Origin of the sequence: Pseudotabrizicola algicola (genome assembly GCF_010915705.1) — a bacterium.
GTDB lineage: Bacteria > Pseudomonadota > Alphaproteobacteria > Rhodobacterales > Rhodobacteraceae > Pseudotabrizicola > Pseudotabrizicola algicola.
The window spans coordinates 150,645-166,115 of the sequence record NZ_JAAIKE010000003.1; the positions used below are offsets into that span (position 1 = coordinate 150,645).

14 protein-coding genes are annotated in these 15,471 nt (G+C 62.1%); all 14 read left to right on the top strand.

What is annotated here, in order from left to right; genetic code table 11:
* Position 1: 1 nt before the first annotated feature.
* Positions 2-922 carry a polysaccharide deacetylase family protein gene (locus G3572_RS10420; protein WP_164611515.1) on the top strand — a complete coding sequence of 307 codons (921 nt, stop codon included), beginning with the start codon at positions 2-4 and terminating at the stop codon, positions 920-922.
* Positions 919-1,428 carry an ureidoglycolate lyase gene (locus G3572_RS10425; RefSeq protein WP_164611517.1) on the top strand — a complete coding sequence of 170 codons (510 nt, stop codon included), beginning with the start codon at positions 919-921 and terminating at the stop codon, positions 1,426-1,428. Before G3572_RS10420 ends, G3572_RS10425 begins: the two co-directional genes overlap by 4 nt.
* Positions 1,425-2,327, top strand: a complete 903-nt coding sequence (locus tag G3572_RS10430) for a dihydrodipicolinate synthase family protein (RefSeq protein WP_164611519.1) — start codon at positions 1,425-1,427, stop codon at positions 2,325-2,327. Before G3572_RS10425 ends, G3572_RS10430 begins: the two co-directional genes overlap by 4 nt.
* The gene (locus G3572_RS10435; RefSeq protein WP_354004017.1) at positions 2,320-3,030 is read left to right on the top strand and encodes a GntR family transcriptional regulator; all 711 of its coding nucleotides are present in this window, start codon (positions 2,320-2,322) and stop codon (positions 3,028-3,030) included. Before G3572_RS10430 ends, G3572_RS10435 begins: the two co-directional genes overlap by 8 nt.
* Positions 3,027-3,938 carry an NAD-dependent epimerase/dehydratase family protein gene (locus G3572_RS10440; protein WP_164611521.1) on the top strand — a complete coding sequence of 304 codons (912 nt, stop codon included), beginning with the start codon at positions 3,027-3,029 and terminating at the stop codon, positions 3,936-3,938. Before G3572_RS10435 ends, G3572_RS10440 begins: the two co-directional genes overlap by 4 nt.
* Complete coding sequence (locus tag G3572_RS10445; protein ID WP_164611523.1) at positions 3,935-5,020, top strand: Gfo/Idh/MocA family protein; 1,086 nt, start codon at positions 3,935-3,937, stop codon at positions 5,018-5,020. Before G3572_RS10440 ends, G3572_RS10445 begins: the two co-directional genes overlap by 4 nt.
* Positions 5,017-6,570, top strand: coding sequence for an ABC transporter substrate-binding protein (locus G3572_RS10450; protein ID WP_164611525.1), 1,554 nt, complete (start codon positions 5,017-5,019; stop codon positions 6,568-6,570). Before G3572_RS10445 ends, G3572_RS10450 begins: the two co-directional genes overlap by 4 nt.
* 77 nt (positions 6,571-6,647) lie before the next feature.
* Complete coding sequence (locus G3572_RS10455; protein WP_164611527.1) at positions 6,648-7,622, top strand: ABC transporter permease; 975 nt, start codon at positions 6,648-6,650, stop codon at positions 7,620-7,622.
* A gap of 10 nt (positions 7,623-7,632) precedes the next feature.
* Positions 7,633-8,559: an ABC transporter permease gene (locus tag G3572_RS10460; protein ID WP_205518687.1), complete on the top strand. Its 927-nt coding sequence runs from the start codon at positions 7,633-7,635 to the stop codon at positions 8,557-8,559.
* A gap of 10 nt (positions 8,560-8,569) precedes the next feature.
* Entirely contained in the window at positions 8,570-9,646 is a 1,077-nt protein-coding gene (locus tag G3572_RS10465) for a Gfo/Idh/MocA family protein (RefSeq protein WP_164611529.1), read from the top strand.
* Complete coding sequence (locus G3572_RS10470; protein ID WP_240335506.1) at positions 9,639-10,346, top strand: SDR family NAD(P)-dependent oxidoreductase; 708 nt, start codon at positions 9,639-9,641, stop codon at positions 10,344-10,346. The genes G3572_RS10465 and G3572_RS10470 overlap by 8 nt, the downstream gene beginning before the upstream one ends.
* Complete coding sequence (locus G3572_RS10475; RefSeq protein WP_164611533.1) at positions 10,343-11,704, top strand: M20/M25/M40 family metallo-hydrolase; 1,362 nt, start codon at positions 10,343-10,345, stop codon at positions 11,702-11,704. Before G3572_RS10470 ends, G3572_RS10475 begins: the two co-directional genes overlap by 4 nt.
* 59 nt (positions 11,705-11,763) lie before the next feature.
* A complete protein-coding gene (locus tag G3572_RS10480; RefSeq protein WP_205518688.1) occupies positions 11,764-13,605 on the top strand; it encodes an ABC transporter ATP-binding protein in 1,842 nt (613 codons plus the stop codon).
* Complete coding sequence (locus tag G3572_RS10485) at positions 13,602-15,458, top strand: ABC transporter ATP-binding protein (protein ID WP_164611534.1); 1,857 nt, start codon at positions 13,602-13,604, stop codon at positions 15,456-15,458. The genes G3572_RS10480 and G3572_RS10485 overlap by 4 nt, the downstream gene beginning before the upstream one ends.
* The last annotated feature ends 13 nt before the right edge of the window (positions 15,459-15,471 follow it).

A 15,471-nucleotide genomic window follows, 5' to 3' on the forward strand; every position in this document is an offset into this window, starting at 1 on the left:
GATGGATCATGTGCGCGACCTTGTGGGCTACAGCTCCGCATCGCCCGACATCTCCTGGCCAAATGGCGGGCGGGTCGCGGTCAACTTTGTTCTGAACTATGAAGAAGGGTCGGAATATTCGATCGGGGACGGCGACGGGAAATCCGACACCGTGCTGACCGAAGTTTCTGCCCCCCGCGTGCCGGTGGGCCAGCGCGATCTGGCCGCCGAGAGCATGTTTGAATATGGCAGCCGCGTCGGGTTCTGGCGGCTTTACCGTCTGTTTCGCGAAGCGGGGCTGCCCATGACGGTGTTTGCCTCTGCCTTGGCGCTGGAGCGTCATCCAGAGGTGACGCAGGCCATCCGCGAAACGGATTGGGACATCGTTTGCCACGGCTGGCGCTGGGTTGAACACTACCTTCTGGATGAAGCGACCGAACGCGATCACATCGCGCGCGGCTATGAGGTGATCAAGCGTCTGGTCGGACGTTCCCCCGAGGGCTTCTATTGCCGCTACGGGCCTTCGAACGCCACCCGTCGGCTGGTCGTGGAACATGGCGGTTACAGCTATGATAGCGACGCCTATAACGATGATCTCCCATACTGGTGCTCGGTCGGGGGTCGCCCGCATCTTGTGATCCCGTATTCGCTTGTCACCAATGATGCCAAGCTGGTCGGCGGGCCGATGGTGACGGGCCGCGCCTTTGGCGAATTCCTTATCGACAGTTTCGAAGGCTTCGCTGCCGAAGCCCATCTGCACCCGCGCATGATGTCGGTGGGCATGCACACGCGTATTCTGGGTCATCCGGGGCGTCTGGCGGGCCTGCGCATGTTCATCGACCATGTGAAAGATCATAAGGAGGCATGGATTTGCCGGCGTAATGATCTTGCCCGCCACTGGCGCGCCCATGTTCCGCCGCCGACGGCAGAGGTCGCCGCATGATCCTCAGCCCGCAGCCAGCAGATGCCGCATCCTTCTTGCCGTTCGGCACCTTGGTCGAGAAGCCCGAGGTCGCAGGAGAGCGCCGCATGTTCAGCGATTGGCTGCCTGCGATCGACGGGCTGGCACTGCAGTTCCACCTGAACCATGTCGCGGCCTCCAGTCTGCCGCTTGCTCTGGCACAGGTCGAACGGCATCCGCATTCCGCACAGGTATTTCTGCCGGTGGATGTCTCACGGTATCTGGTGGTTGTCATGCCCTCGTCGCCAGATGGCTCTCCTGACGTGGCGCAAGCCTGCTGCTTCGAAGTGCCGGGGTCGATCGGGGTCATCTATCGCCGCGATGTCTGGCACGCCGGGATGATGGTTCTGGACCGGGCGGGCAGCTTTGCCGTGCTTATGTCACGGGGCGCGGATCAGGATGATGTGTTTCTGCCCATCCCGCCCCTTACCCTTGCACCTGCGGCGAACCAAGGGCCGCGTCTTACCAGAAACGGACATTCTGCATGACCCACACACCTCGCCTGTTTGTTCCGCTTATCACGCCCTTTGCGCAAGACCTGTCGGTGGACGTGCCTCGGTTGCAAGCGGTCGCGCAGCGGATGCTGGACGATGGCGCCGACGGACTTGCGCCGTTTGGGACCACGTCCGAGGCAACCTCGATGAGCGTGGAAGAGCGCATCATGGCGCTGGAAGCGCTGGTAGAGGCGGGAATCGATCCGGGCTGCCTGATCCCCGGTACGGGTTGCGCCGCGCTGCCCGACACCATCCGTCTGACCAGACATGCCGTCTCTTTGGGGGCGCGCGGAACCCTGACCCTGCCGCCGTTCTTCTACAAACCTCTGTCAGAAGAGGGTGTTTTCGCGGCCTATGCGCGGGTGATAGAAGCCGTCGGGCCGGGGCTGCGCCTGTTTCTGTACCACATTCCGCAAATGTCCGGCGTGCCGATCACCGTTGAACTCATCGGACGGCTGATGGATGCGTTTCCCGGAGTTGTCGCAGGGCTCAAGGACAGTTCGGGCAATTGGGACAACACCGCTGCCATCATCGCGGCCTTCCCCGAGATCGAAACCTATTCTGCATCCGAGGCGCTTTTGGTGCGCAATGTTGCGGCAGGGGGCGCGGGGTGCATCAGCGCCAGTGCGAATATCAACGCGCATGGCATCGCGGCGCTGATCCGCGGGCTTGGAACGCCGGATGAGGCCGCCTTGCTTGCCGATGCCGCGGCCATTCGGGGTCTGTGCGAAAAGCTGCCGCTGATTCCCGGCGTAAAGGCCATCGTTGCAAGGCGCATGAAGGATGATGCCTATGCCCGAGTGCGCCCGCCCCTCGTGGCGGTGGGCCAAGATCATTCCGTCGCGGTAGCCGCCGTCGCCGCACGTAGCTATGGAGAGAGTGCAAGTGTCTGATCCGATTTCCGGCCAAATGGCCCAAGCGCTGGATATGTCCGCGCCCGACCTGTCGCCCATCGAGCAGACTCCGCTCAAGGTGCAGATCGCAGACCGTCTGCGGCGTGCCATCATCACCGGCAAGATGCGCCCCGGTGCCGTGCTGGTGGAAACGGCCCTTGCAGATCAGATGAATGTCAGCCGTGCACCGATCCGCGAGGCGATCCAGATTCTGGAATCGGACGGGCTGGTGGAAACCGTCGCCTATAAGGGCAAGCGGGTAAAGCCGCTGACCGTGCGAGAGGTCACCGAAACCTTCGAAATGCGCCAGCTGTACGAGGTTCTGGCCGTGCGCCGCATCATCGCGGGCGGGGTGGATGTGCAGGCCCTGCATCGCCCCTGTGCCGATATGGTCGAGGCCGCCGAGGCGGGCGACCGTGAAAGCCTTGTGGCGGGGGACGAGCGGTTTCACCGGACGCTGATCCGACTGGCCGATCACGATCTGCTGTTGCAGACGTGGAACAGCATCTACATGCGCGTTCACCAGATCATGGCGCTGCGTAACGACCGCAAGGTGCCACTCGTCGATATTGCGGCGAACCACCTGCCCATCATCCGCGCCCTCGAAAAGCGGGATCTTGAAGCGGCGGTGGCCCTGATGTCGGAACACACGCGGGCGCTGAATGACTTCGACCCGGCCAAAATCGTGCAGGACCCGGCATGATGGAAAGCCGTGTTCTGATCACCGGAGCAGGGGGCTTTGTCGGCAGCGCGCTGTCGACAGGGTTTGCAGCCTTGGGGTGGCAGGTCACGGCAATGGACATCGGCTTTGACAGCCACACGGCGGACCGGTTGTGCGGGTGCGAGTTGATCTCGGTCGATCTGGGGTCAACTGCCGCGCCTGACTTGCCGCGCTTCGATCTGGTTATTCATGCCGCTGCGCTGACGACCGATGCCGAGGCTCTGGGCATCACGCCGGCGGAGCATCTGGCACGCAACATCCAGCCCTTGCTTGCAGTGACGCAGATGGCGGCGCTCTGCCCGCCGGGGGCCTTCGTGTTCCTGTCCTCCAGCGGCGTCTTCGACGGCACCGAGGGATGCCCTGATCTGACGGATCGGTGTCTTCCCGCCGGTCTTGCCCCATATGCGGCGGCCAAGCGCACAGGAGAGCTTCTTGCGGTCTCTGCGCTTGCCGGTTCTTGCGCCGTGCATGTGTTGCGGCTGGGCTATATTTACGGCCCCGATGAGGTGTCACGGCCCAGCCGCGCGCGGGTTTCGGTGGTTGCAGCGATGATCGCTGCCGCGCGCGCCGGACAGCCGTTGCCACTGCGCAGCGACGATCCGCGTCGGGACTGGACCTTTGCCCCCGATCTTGCCCCCGCCATCGCGGCGCTGGTCGCAGCGCCTGCGGCGCGCGGTCCGCTGCACTTTGGCAGCACTCACATCCTGCATGACAGCGCGTTGGCTGCCCTCATTGCACGCCATTTCGGCACCTTGCGCCTGTCGCGCGTGGCCTCCACCGGGGCGAAACCGCCGATGGTGGCAAGCAGCATCCCGGCGCTCTGCGGGTTCCGCTGGACACCGCTGGAAGAAGGTATCGCTGCCCTGTGCCGGCAAGAGGTGGCGGCATGACAGACCTGCGCGTCATCCTCGTCGGTCTTGGGGCGCGGTCGCGTGTGTGGCGACGTGTTCTGGCCAATGATCCGAGCAGCCGGATTGTGGGGGTGGTTGATACCGATGCCGCCAATCTTGCTGCGGCGCTGGCCGAACTGCCGGATGCCGTCGGTGGCCGCGCGCTGGAGGAGGTGGCCGAGCGGGTGGATGCGGATGCCGTTATCCTGATCACCCCGCCGGGCGGTCGCGAAGCACAGATTGCGGCGGCCTGTGCAGCCAGGCTCGCAATCCTCGCGGAAAAGCCGCTTGCCGATACCTTTGCCGCTGCGCAGGCCCATACTGCGCGCGCCGCCGCTGCAGGGGTGCCGCTGAGTGTCGGGTTGAACTTTCGCTACATGCCGGTGACCCGCGCGCTCAAGGCGCTTTTCGCCGATGACAGGCTTGGCCAGCCGGAAATCGGGCGCTTTCTTTATGAACGCTGGCGCGACGGGCGGCAGGCGCGACTGAACAAATACCCGCTGACGATGGATCAACCCATGCTCTGGGAACAGTCGATCCATCACTTTGATCTGATGCGTTTTGTCTATGGCCGCGAGCCGGTGGCGATTGCCGCGCGGACGTGGAACCCGTCCTGGTCGATGTATGCGGGCGATGCCAATGTCGCGGCCCTCATCAGCTTTGAAGGCGGGCTTGAAGTGACCTATCAGGGCACTTGGGCCGCCAACTGGGATCACCTTGGCTTTGACTGGCGCAGCGATTGCCCGGGAGGCATCGCCGTTCAGCGCGATATGTTCGGCGATCTGGCCTATGCCCGCCGCGACGACAAGACGCTCACCCAGGTGGACCTGCCGCATTTCGAGACGTGGATCGATGATGCGGCAGGGCTCTGGGCCGAGTTTGCCGCCCATCTGCGCGGTGCAGGGCCTCTGCCTTGCCCCGCAACCGACCATCTGAATTCGCTCCGCATGGTGGAGGCCTGCATCCGCGCAGCCGCCACCGGCCAAACAATAACCTTGAATGCCCCGACCGTGGCTGCGGAGCCGAGCGGGGCCGCCCTCGATACTTCCAACAGTTCCCCAACAGAGAGGATGACACAATGACACGGCTAAGACATCTTGCTGTCGCAGGCGCATCCGGCCTGCTTCTGGCGACAACGGCGGCGATTGCGCAGCCGGCCGATGATACCATCGTGGTGGGCCTGAGCGCCGATATCACCACCTTCGAGCCTGCCAATATCTCGTCGCGCGACAACGCGAACATTGCGCGCCACATTTTCGGCACGCTTTACACCATCAGCGGTGATGGAGAGGTTTCGCCCGATCTGGCCGAAAATCTCGAGATTTCCGAAGATGGCCTGAATTACGTCTACACCTTGCGCGAAGGTCTGACCTGCCATGATGGCGAGGCGCTGACTGCCGAAGACGCGGCCTACAGCTTCAACCGCGCCAAGGACCCTGCAAATGCCTTTACCGGCAACACGCCAGGTTTCGTGTTCTCGTCCATCGGCTTCCAATCCGCCGAGGCGCTGGATGATCGCCGCGTGCAGATCACCCTGGGGGCCAAGAACCCGATTGCCTTTGGTCTGCTGGCCGAGGTCTACATCCACTGCAAGGACAGCTATGAGGCAATGTCGCTCGACCAAGCGGCCTCATCGCCGATTGGCTCTGGCCCATACAAGCTGGCAAGCTGGGCCAAAGGGTCCGAGGTGGTGCTCGAAAAGGTGGGTGAGCCTGCCAAGATGGACAGGATCGTCTGGCGGATCATTCCCGAGGCATCCACCCGTTCGGCAGAGCTTATCGCCGGCAACGTCGATATCATCACCAACGTGGCACCGGACCAGATCGATGCTGTGAACGCGTCGGGCAACGCCAAGGTTCAGGCGGTGCAGGGCACGCGCCGCATGTATGTCGGTTTCAACCTTTCGGAAGAATTCGCCGCCATGCCGGGGGGCGATGCCATTCAAGACCCAGCCGTGCGCCGTGCGCTGCAATATGCGGTCGACGTTCCGACCATCTGCAAGCAGCTGCTGAATTTCGAATGCGTGCGCGCAACTGGCATCGTGAACCCGCAAAATGCCAACCAGTCGCTCACGCCTTATCCGTATGATCCGGACATGGCCGAAAAGCTGCTGGATGAGGCTGGCTGGCCGCGTGCAGCAGATGGCACCCGCTTCTCCATCCGCTTTCAGGCGGGTCGTGGTCGTTACCTGAACGACCAGAACGTGGTGCTGGCGATTGCCCAGTATCTGGAAGACGTGGGCCTGAAGGTCGAAGTTGACCTGATGGAATGGGCGTCGGTCTATGTGCCGCTGATCCGCGAGCGCAATGTCGGGCCGCTGTTCTTCCTTGGCTCGGGTGGTGCGTTGTGGAGCCCGCTCTACGACATGACCGACCTCGCCCGGGTTGAATCCGGCACCAACTACACCCACTGGAACGACGAGCGCTGGTTCAGCCGCTGGGCCGATATTGCCGCCGCCACCACGCCGGAAGAAACCCGCAAGATCGTGGATGAGATGTTGCAGGTGTTCTACGATGATGGCCCTTGGCTGCACCTCTACTTCCAGCCGGATTTCTATGGCGTGAGTGAGCGTGTCGACTTCGTCGCCCGGCCTGACGAAAAGGTCTATCTGTTCAACACGGGTCTGAAGTGATCTGACCCCCGGCCGCGCGGGCGCATTGCCCCCGCGCGGCACCCCTCCTCCTCCTCAATATCCAAAGGACTGCCCCGATGTGGACGTTCATCGCCCGTCGCTTGCTGCAAAGCGTGATCGTGATCTTTGGCGTAACCCTGATCAGTTTCGTCGCCCTGCAGATCGGGGGCGATCCGACGTATCTGTTCGTCTCGGAGCGTGCGACCGAAGAAGAAATCGCCATGGTGCGAGAGGCGCTAGGTTTCGACAAACCGCTCCACATCCAGTATCTGACCTATCTGGGCAATGTCGCGCAGGGTGAGTTCGGAAATTCGCTGAGCTATCGGCAGCCCGCGATGGATATTGTGCTTGGCGCTCTGCCCGCAACGATCGAGTTGACGATCTTTGCGCTCACCTTTGCCATCGGTCTTGCGATCCCCTTCGGCGTTTTTGCCGCGCTGTATCGCGGAACGCCTGTCGATGGCGGCATCATGACGATGGCCATGTTCGGCCAGTCGATCCCGAACTTCTGGCTGGGGATCATGATGATCCTGTTCTTCGGACTTTACCTGCGCTGGTTTCCGATTTCGGGCCATGTCCCCTTCCTGATGCCCCTGCTGCAAGGAGAGGTCGCGACCGCGTTCAGCAACCTGCCGAAAACGCTGTATTACCTTATCATGCCGGGGATTGCCGTCGGGTTCTATTCCCTGTCACGCAACGCCCGCCTTGTGCGCTCGTCGATGCTCGAAGTGCTGGGGCAGGACTACGTGCGCACGGCACGGTCCAAGGGGCTGACAGAGCGCAGCGTGGTGGTGCATCACGCCCTGCGGAATGCGTGGCTGCCGGTCGTCACGATGGTGGGCCTCGAGTTCGGCTTTCTTCTCGGGGGCGTCGTCGTGATCGAGACGGTGTTCAGCTATCCGGGCATCGGCCGCTTGGTGTTCAACTCGATCAACCAGCGCGACATTCCGGTGGTTCAGGCCGCCGTGATCGTGCTGTCGCTGATCTTCATAAGCCTCAATCTGCTGGTCGATCTGGTCTACGCCAAGATTGACCCGCGCGTGAAATTGTAAGGAGGCGGACATGACTGATGTGACATCGGATGGTCTGACAACTTTGGCCCCTGAACGCGGATCGAACTTCTCGCGTGAACTCCGCCGTGCAGGACGCAGCATGGTCGCGGCGAAATGGCCGGTTCTGGCCCTGCTCATTCTTCTCGTTGTGGTCATTGTCGCCATCTTCGGGCCGATGATCGCGCCCTTGGACCCGAACCGCCAGAACATCATGCTTCGCTTGGCCGAGCCGATGGGAGAGGGCCCCCGCGGCGCAACCTTCTGGCTCGGATCTGATGCCCTTGGCCGGGACGTGTTTTCCCGTTTGCTCTACGGCGCGCGGATATCGCTTCTGGTCGGCGTCTGCGCGATTGCGGTGGGGGGCACTATCGGCGTGGTCGCCGGCTTGGTGTCGGGCTATTTCGGAGGATGGGTCGATGATGTGATCATGCGGCTCGGCGACATCCAGCTTGCGTTTCCCTTCATCCTGCTCGCCATCATGTTTCTTGTCGTGTTGGGGCCGGGGGTCATCAACCTGATCCTGGTGCTCGGCATCGGCCAATGGGTGACCTATGCCCGCATCGTGCGCGGCCAGACCCTTTCGCTGCGCGAAAAAGAGTTCGTCGAGGCGGCGCGTGCCTTGGGGGACAGCACATCATCCATCATTTTCCGCACCATCCTGCCGAATATCGTGGCTCCTTTGACGGTGATCGCCTCGTTCAATGTGGCATCCGTCATTCTTGCCGAGGCATCCTTGTCTTTCCTCGGGCTTGGTGTGCCACCATCCGTCCCGACATGGGGCAGCATGCTTGCTGAAAGCCGCGAGCAACTGATTGCAAACAAATGGTGGCTGGCCATTTTCCCCGGCCTCGCCATCGTGCTGACCGTGCTCAGCTTCAACATCATCGGGGACTGGCTGCGGGACTTTCTTGACCCGCGCCTCAAGGAAAGACGCTGAGGGAGTGACCATGAAAGTCGGAATCATCGGGGCAAGCTTTGCCCGTGACGCCTACCTGCCTGCGCTGGCGCATGTGAACGGGGCCGAGGTCGTGGCGCTTGCGTCGGGCCGCATGTCAAGCGCGAAGGCCGCCGCAGATGCCTATGGCGTGCCCAATGCCTATGACGACTGGCAAGCCATGCTGGCGGCGCATGACCTCGACCTTGTGTGTATCGCCACCCCCACGGTGCTGCATGCGCCCCAGACGCTGGCCGCGCTTGCGCGCGGGGCGCATGTGCTGTGCGAAAAGCCCACCGCAATGAACGCGGGTGAGGCCAAGGCCATGCTGGATGCAGCCGAGGCGGCTGGCCGGCTGCACATGATCGACCATGAGATGCGGTTCAACCCGAACCGTGCCCGCATTGCCGAGATGATCGCCCAAGGCGATCTGGGCGAGATCCGCCATGTGAACATCAGCAATATCGGCAGCAGTTGGGCAAACCCCGCGAGCCGCCCAAAAGGTGATTGGTGGAGCCTTGCCGATCAGGGGGGTGGCCGTCTTGGGGCCAATGGCAGCCATCAGGTGGATATGGTCCGCTGGTGGCTTGGCGAGGTCGAATGGGTCACAGGGGCGGCGCCGGTCGTTATTCCGGACCGTCTCGACAAGGCAACCGGAGAGGCATGGACTGCCACGGCAGATGACGTTGCCTGGTTCACGATGGAGATGGCCAAGGGTGCCATCGTGCAGGTGTTCATGAGCGGTGTCGCCGCGCATAACATGGGCAACCAGACACAGGTGTTCGGCTCCAAAGGCACGATCACCCTTTCGAATGACGATGAAAAGCTATGGTTTGCCCCATCCGGCCAGAGTTTCGGCGAAATCACGGTTGATGATCCGAACGCCAGTCTTCCGGGGCTGAACAAGGGCATCTGGAATGTCTCGGTGGTCGGGGCCTTGCGCGAGATGGCGGCAGCGATAGAGGCGGGCCGCCCGTTGCAACGCGGGGCGACCTTTGTCGATGGCCTTGCCAACCAGCGCGTGCTGGATGCCGTGCGCCTGTCGGGTCGGGAGCGGCGTTGGGTGCAGCCGGGGGATGTTCATGCCTGATGGCCAGACCGTCCTGATCACCGGAGCGGGGCAGGGGCTCGGCGCGGCCATCGCGCGGCATTTGCACGGTCTGGGTGACAGGCTGATCCTGATGGACGTGAACCCCGCGCGGCTGGACGAGACGCTTGCCGACTGCCCCGGTGCGGTGGGGGCGGTGGTCGACCTGTCTGACGCTGCCGACACCGCGCGGGCCATTGCGCGCACTGTCACCGGCCCGGTGGATACGTTGATCCATAACGCGGCGATCCTGCGGGTGGAACCTGTCGAGCAGGTTAGCCTTGCCACCTTTCAGGCCACCATGAACGTGGGCATTCAGGCCGCGTTTCAACTGACGCAGGCGGTCTGGCCTGCGATGAAAGCACGGGGCGGGACATTGATTTTTGTCTCGTCACGCTCGGGTATCGAAGGCTTTGTCGACGAGACAGCCTATTGCGCTGCAAAGCATGCCTTGGAGGGGTTTTCGAAGTGTCTGGCGATGGAAGGCGCGGGGCACGGCATTGTCTCTGTCACCATCACCCCCGGCATGTTCATGCATACGCCCATGTCGGAGACTACCTACGGACCTGATGCACGCGCCAAGTGGGTGGATCCGATCCGGCTTGCCCCCGCCTTTGCCCGCCTTTCCGCCAGCCGCCCTGCGCATCTTTCGGGACAGCGCCTTAACGCATGGGACCTTTCCCAACCGGAGACCAGCCTATGAGCATGCAAGCAATTTATGACTGGATCGACGCGAACGCCGATGAGTGCATTCGCGACCTGCAAAGTTTTGTCCAGCAGCCGTCGATTTCGGCGCAGAATGTGGGCCTGCGCGAGTGCGCGACGCTGATCCGTGACATGATGCATCGCGATGGCCTGCCTGCCGAGTTTCACGAACTGGCCGACGGGCCGCCGGTGGTGTTCGGCCATCTGCAAGCGAAAAAGCCCGCCAAAACCATCCTGTGCTATTCGCATTACGACGTGCAGCCCCCCGAACCGCTTGAGGCATGGAGCCACGGTGGCCCGTGGTCTGGCGCCATTGTTGACGGGGTGCTTTACGGGCGCGGGGCGACCGATAACAAGTCGGGCGTTCTGGCCTTCAACAAGGCCGCCAAGGCCTTTCTGGCAGTGCGGGGCGAAGTGCCGTGCAACCTCAAATTCCTGATCGAGGGCGAAGAGGAAATCGGCTCGCCCAACCTGGGGGAATGGGCGTCGCGTAACAAGGAGTTGCTGGAAGCCGATGGAATGCATTGTCTGGACGGGTCCATCGAGACCGGCACCGATGTGCCCGACGTCTCGCTAGGCCTGAAGTCGGTGCTTTATGTCGAACTGATCGCGCGCGGGGCGAAGTCCGATATCCATTCGCTCAACTTTCCGCTGGTGCCAGCCCCGGTCTGGGATCTGATCTGGGCGCTGAACACCATTCTGGACAAGGATCGCAACATCCTGATCGAAGGGTGGAACGAAGGTATCTGGCAGCTTGGGCCGGATGACGAGGCGCAGCTGAAAGACAAGGCGGCGCGCGTGGATACTGCCGCGATGAAAGAGGAATGGGGGATCGACCAGTTTGCACTGGGCCGCGACGGGATCGATGCAATCCGCGCCCGCACCTATGAACCCACCGCCAACATTCAGGGGATCATCGCCGGTTATACAGGACCCGGCACCAAAACCATTGTTCCGAATGAAGCTCGGGCCAAGCTGGATTTCCGGCTGATCCCGAATATTCAGCCGGATGCGGCCATCGCCAAGCTCAAGGCGCATCTCGTCAAGCACGGGTTTGGACATATCGAGGTGAAGTATCGCGATGGCACCGAACCGCCCTACAAGATCAGCGTCAAGGAAGATATCAGCCAGGCGATCATTGCTGCAGCCACCGAAGTCTACGGGGAACTTCCCGTCGTGAACGGCGTTTCCGCCGAAGGGGCGATCCTCAAACATGTGTGGATCCCCTGCGTCTTGACCGGATTTGCAAATCCGGGGGCAAACCTGCATGCCCCGGATGAGAATATCCATATCGATAAATACATTAGCGGCATCAAGTATGCCGCCGCCATCATGGAGCATTTCGGCAAGTCCTGAACCTGTCACCTGCCCTTTTCCCGACGACCCCGGCGCAGTTCGCCGGCAAGGAGCCTGCAATGCCTGCCCTGACAGACCCCGGCGCGCCAAGGGTCGAAATCATGGCCCAGACCGATACCGTCAGTTGGTCAGCGGGGCTGAAAACCATCCTGCGGATCAGCCGGATGGCCTTGGACACCCCCGGCAAGGTGGCGATAGCGATCTTGGCCACCATTTTGGCTTCGGCCTTGCAACTATGGATTCCGGTCTTGCTGGGTCAGGCGATCGACCAGATGCAATCGGTGATGGCGATGGCCGATGCCGAAGCCTCACGCGGGGTCTTGCTGCAAACGGCGACACTGGTTCTGGGCGTATCGGTGCTGCGAGGGATATTCACGACGTTGCAGAACTACTTCTCCGAAGCGGTGGGGCATCACACCGGCTATGCCTTGCGCCAAGCCTATTACGACAAGATCCAGCATCTGAGCTTCGGCTTTCACGATCGCGTCCATTCGGGCGATCTCATCACACTTGGCATGCTTGACCTTGAAGGCGTGCGGATGTTTTTTGCCACCGGCCTGGTGCGACTGGTGCTGCTGGTCATCCTGATCGGGTTCGGCGGGGCCATGCTGGTGCAGACAGACCCTTTCCTAGCGGTTCTGGCGCTGTCTTTCGTTCCCTTCGTCGGGTGGAAGTCATCGGTTTCGCAATTGAGGCTGCGGCGGACGTGGCTCGAGTTGCAGGACCGCATGTCGGTGCTCAGCCGGGTGATGGAAGAAAACCTTGCTGGCATCAAGGTGGTGCGGGCCTTTTCTGCCGGCCCGCACGAGATGGTCAAGTTTCGGGATGCCTCCGTCAAAGCGCTCGACCTTGCGCACGAACGCGTCGATCTGCGCGTCGGAAGCACCACCGCCATGACGCTGTCCTATCTGGTCGCAATGGCGCTTGTCCTTCTGGTGGGGGGGCTGAAGGTGCAGGCGGGCGAGATCACCTTGGGCACCTTGGCCGCATTCCTGACCTTTATGACCATTTTGCAGATGCCTGTCCGGCAATTGGGCATGCTGGTGAATTCTTTCGCCCGCACCTCGACCTGCGGCGCACGTATTTTTGCGCTGCTGGATTTGAAGCCGGTCGTGGCAGACGCCAAGAACGCGCCCGAACTCGAGATCTCGGAAGGCGTGCTGCGGTTTGAAGGGGTCAGCTTTGCCTATCCTTCGGCACCGGAGCACAAGGTGCTGGACGATCTGAGCTTTGAAGCCAAGCGGGGCGAGATCATCGGCATCGTGGGGCCGCAAGGCAGCGGCAAGACCACCATCGCCCAGTTGATCCCGCGCTTTTATGATGTCGGAGAGGGCCGCATCACGATTGATGGGCAAGACCTGCGTTCTGTCAGACTCCGGTCTTTGCGGCGTTCGGTTGCGGTGGTGCAGCAGGATGTATTCATGTTCACCACATCCTTGGAGAACAACATCGCCTATGGCGATCCTTGGGCCTCACCGCGGCGGATCGAAAAGGCCAGCGACAGCGCGCAGATCAGCGGCTACATCGACACCCTGCCCGAAGGCTACAGAACCGTGGTCGGAGAGCGGGCGGCGTCCCTTTCGGGGGGGCAACGGCAGCGCCTGTCGATTGCACGCAGCCTGATGTTGAAGCCTGACGTGCTGGTGTTCGACGACTCCACCGCCGCCATCGACGCACGCACCGAAGAAAGCATCCTGACCGCGCTCAAGGACGAAGCGGCAGAGCGGATCACCATTCTGATCGCCCATCGCCTGAACACGCTTCGCCATGCCGACCGCATTTTGGTGCTGGATCATGGCCGCATCGCCGAAGAGGGCAGCCATGCCGAACTGATGGCGCTGAAGGGGCGCTATGCCGCGCTGCACGCGATGCAGACTCTGTCACATGAGGGCGCGGCATGAGCGGCGAGAGCGAAGTCGAACGCAATGAAGTGCGCGAAGATGGTCGCCGTCCGCCGCGTGCCGTCGTGGGGTCGCACCGAGTGCAGGAAGAGATGTTCGGTCGGCTGTTCGATCCGAACATCCTCGGCCGCATCTGGACCTTCGTGCGCCCCTATCGGCGCGAGGTCTGGATCTCTGTTGTCGCTGTCCTGATCTTCACCGCAACACAGCTTGCCATTCCGCTGATCATCCGCAGCGCGATTGATGATGGTCTGGCAGCAGGCGCGGCGGGCCGCTCGGCCCTGTTCTGGGCGGTCGGGCTGTTTGTCTGCACCATCCTCATCAACGCCATTGCAAGCCATGTCCAGGAACGCACGGTCGGCCGCGTGGCCGAAAACGTGCTTTTCGACATCCGCGAGGCGATGTTCCAGCATTTGCAGCGCGTCTCCATGTCCTTCATGGACAAGACCGAAGTCGGGCGGCTGATGTCGCGGCTTCAGGGCGATGTAAACTCGATGCAAGAGTTTCTGGAGACCTCGATCATCTCGATCGGCGATCTGGTGCTGCTGGTGGGAATTGTGGCGTGTATGCTGTGGCTGGACCCGTGGCTGGGGCTGCTGACGCTGTCCATCTTGCCGGTGCTGGCGATTGCCCGCGTGGTCTGGCTGCCCCGCGCGCGGGCCGCGTTCATCGCTGCGCATGAGGCAAATTCCGTGACGAACGGTGCCTTGGCCGAAGGCATTCACGGCGTGAAAACCGTGCAAGGGATGACGCGGCAAACCGTGAACTTTGATCTGTTCAACGATCGCGCCCGCACCAATCTGCTGGCACATTTGCGGGCGGCACGGCTCGCGCAGGTTCTCGTTCCGGTCGTGGATTCGCTGACCGGACTTGCAATGGCGGTGGTCGTGGTCGTTGGCGGCGCGCGGGTCATCGAAGGCACCCTCGATGTGGGCGTCATCATCGCCTTCCTGTTTTTTATCCAGCGGTTTTTTGATCCGATCCGGTCGCTGACGATGCAGTATTCGGTGATGCAGCGCGCGATGGCGTCCGGGCAGCGGCTGACCGAAGTCCTTGATGTGCCAATCACCGTGGCCGATGCGCCGGATGCCGTTGATCTGCCTGCCGGCGCACCGGGATCGGTGGCGTTCGAGGCTGTGACCTTCGGCTATGATCCCGCGCGCCCGGTGTTGCACGATCTGAGCTTCAAGGTTGCTCCGGGTGAAACGGTGGCACTGGTGGGGCCGACCGGTTCCGGCAAGTCGAGCGTCATGTCGCTCGTTCACCGCTTTTATGACGTGCAGTCCGGCACGGTTCGGGTCGGCGGGCGCGATGTGCGGGCGGTGACGCAGGCATCGCTTGGCCGCCATGTCGCGATGGTGCTGCAAGAGCCGTTCCTGTTCACCGGCACTGTGATGGAGAACATCCGTTACAATCGGACCGACGCGCCTGAATCTGTGGTGATCGAGGCGGCAAGGGCGGTCGGAGCGCATGATCTGATCGAGCGTTTGCCGCAAGGCTACCAGACGATGCTGACAGAACGCGGGGCCAACCTGTCTATGGGGCAGCGCCAGCTCATCAGCTTTGCCCGTGCGCTTGTGGCCGATGCGCCCATTCTTGTGCTGGACGAAGCCACATCGAGCATCGACAGCGAAACCGAGCGCCAGATACAGCGGGCCTTGGCCAAGGTGCTGGAGGGGCGCACGGGACTTGTCATTGCACATCGTCTGGCCACCATCCGCAACGCTGACCGGATCATCGTGCTGACCGAGGGCCGGATCGCCGAGTCCGGCTCGCATGAAGAATTGATGCAGGCAGGCGGACTTTACGCCCGGCTATACACGGCAAACCGCATGTCATTCGACGATTTATGAGCGCATGAAAGGA

Excerpts from the sequence above, each read along its gene's own strand:
- G3572_RS10450 (WP_164611525.1), top strand. The coding sequence starts at position 5,017 with ATGACACGGCTAAGACATCTTGCTGTCGCAGGCGCATCCGGCCTGCTT.
- G3572_RS10485 (WP_164611534.1), top strand. The coding sequence starts at position 13,602 with ATGAGCGGCGAGAGCGAAGTCGAACGCAATGAAGTGCGCGAAGATGGT.
- G3572_RS10470 (WP_240335506.1), top strand. The coding sequence starts at position 9,639 with ATGCCTGATGGCCAGACCGTCCTGATCACCGGAGCGGGGCAGGGGCTC.
- G3572_RS10455 (WP_164611527.1), top strand. The coding sequence starts at position 6,648 with ATGTGGACGTTCATCGCCCGTCGCTTGCTGCAAAGCGTGATCGTGATC.
- G3572_RS10420 (WP_164611515.1), top strand. The coding sequence starts at position 2 with ATGGATCATGTGCGCGACCTTGTGGGCTACAGCTCCGCATCGCCCGAC.
- G3572_RS10465 (WP_164611529.1), top strand. The coding sequence starts at position 8,570 with ATGAAAGTCGGAATCATCGGGGCAAGCTTTGCCCGTGACGCCTACCTG.
- G3572_RS10480 (WP_205518688.1), top strand. The coding sequence starts at position 11,764 with ATGCCTGCCCTGACAGACCCCGGCGCGCCAAGGGTCGAAATCATGGCC.
- G3572_RS10460 (WP_205518687.1), top strand. The coding sequence starts at position 7,633 with ATGACTGATGTGACATCGGATGGTCTGACAACTTTGGCCCCTGAACGC.
- G3572_RS10475 (WP_164611533.1), top strand. The coding sequence starts at position 10,343 with ATGAGCATGCAAGCAATTTATGACTGGATCGACGCGAACGCCGATGAG.
- G3572_RS10445 (WP_164611523.1), top strand. The coding sequence starts at position 3,935 with ATGACAGACCTGCGCGTCATCCTCGTCGGTCTTGGGGCGCGGTCGCGT.
- G3572_RS10430 (WP_164611519.1), top strand. The coding sequence starts at position 1,425 with ATGACCCACACACCTCGCCTGTTTGTTCCGCTTATCACGCCCTTTGCG.
- G3572_RS10440 (WP_164611521.1), top strand. The coding sequence starts at position 3,027 with ATGATGGAAAGCCGTGTTCTGATCACCGGAGCAGGGGGCTTTGTCGGC.
- G3572_RS10425 (WP_164611517.1), top strand. The coding sequence starts at position 919 with ATGATCCTCAGCCCGCAGCCAGCAGATGCCGCATCCTTCTTGCCGTTC.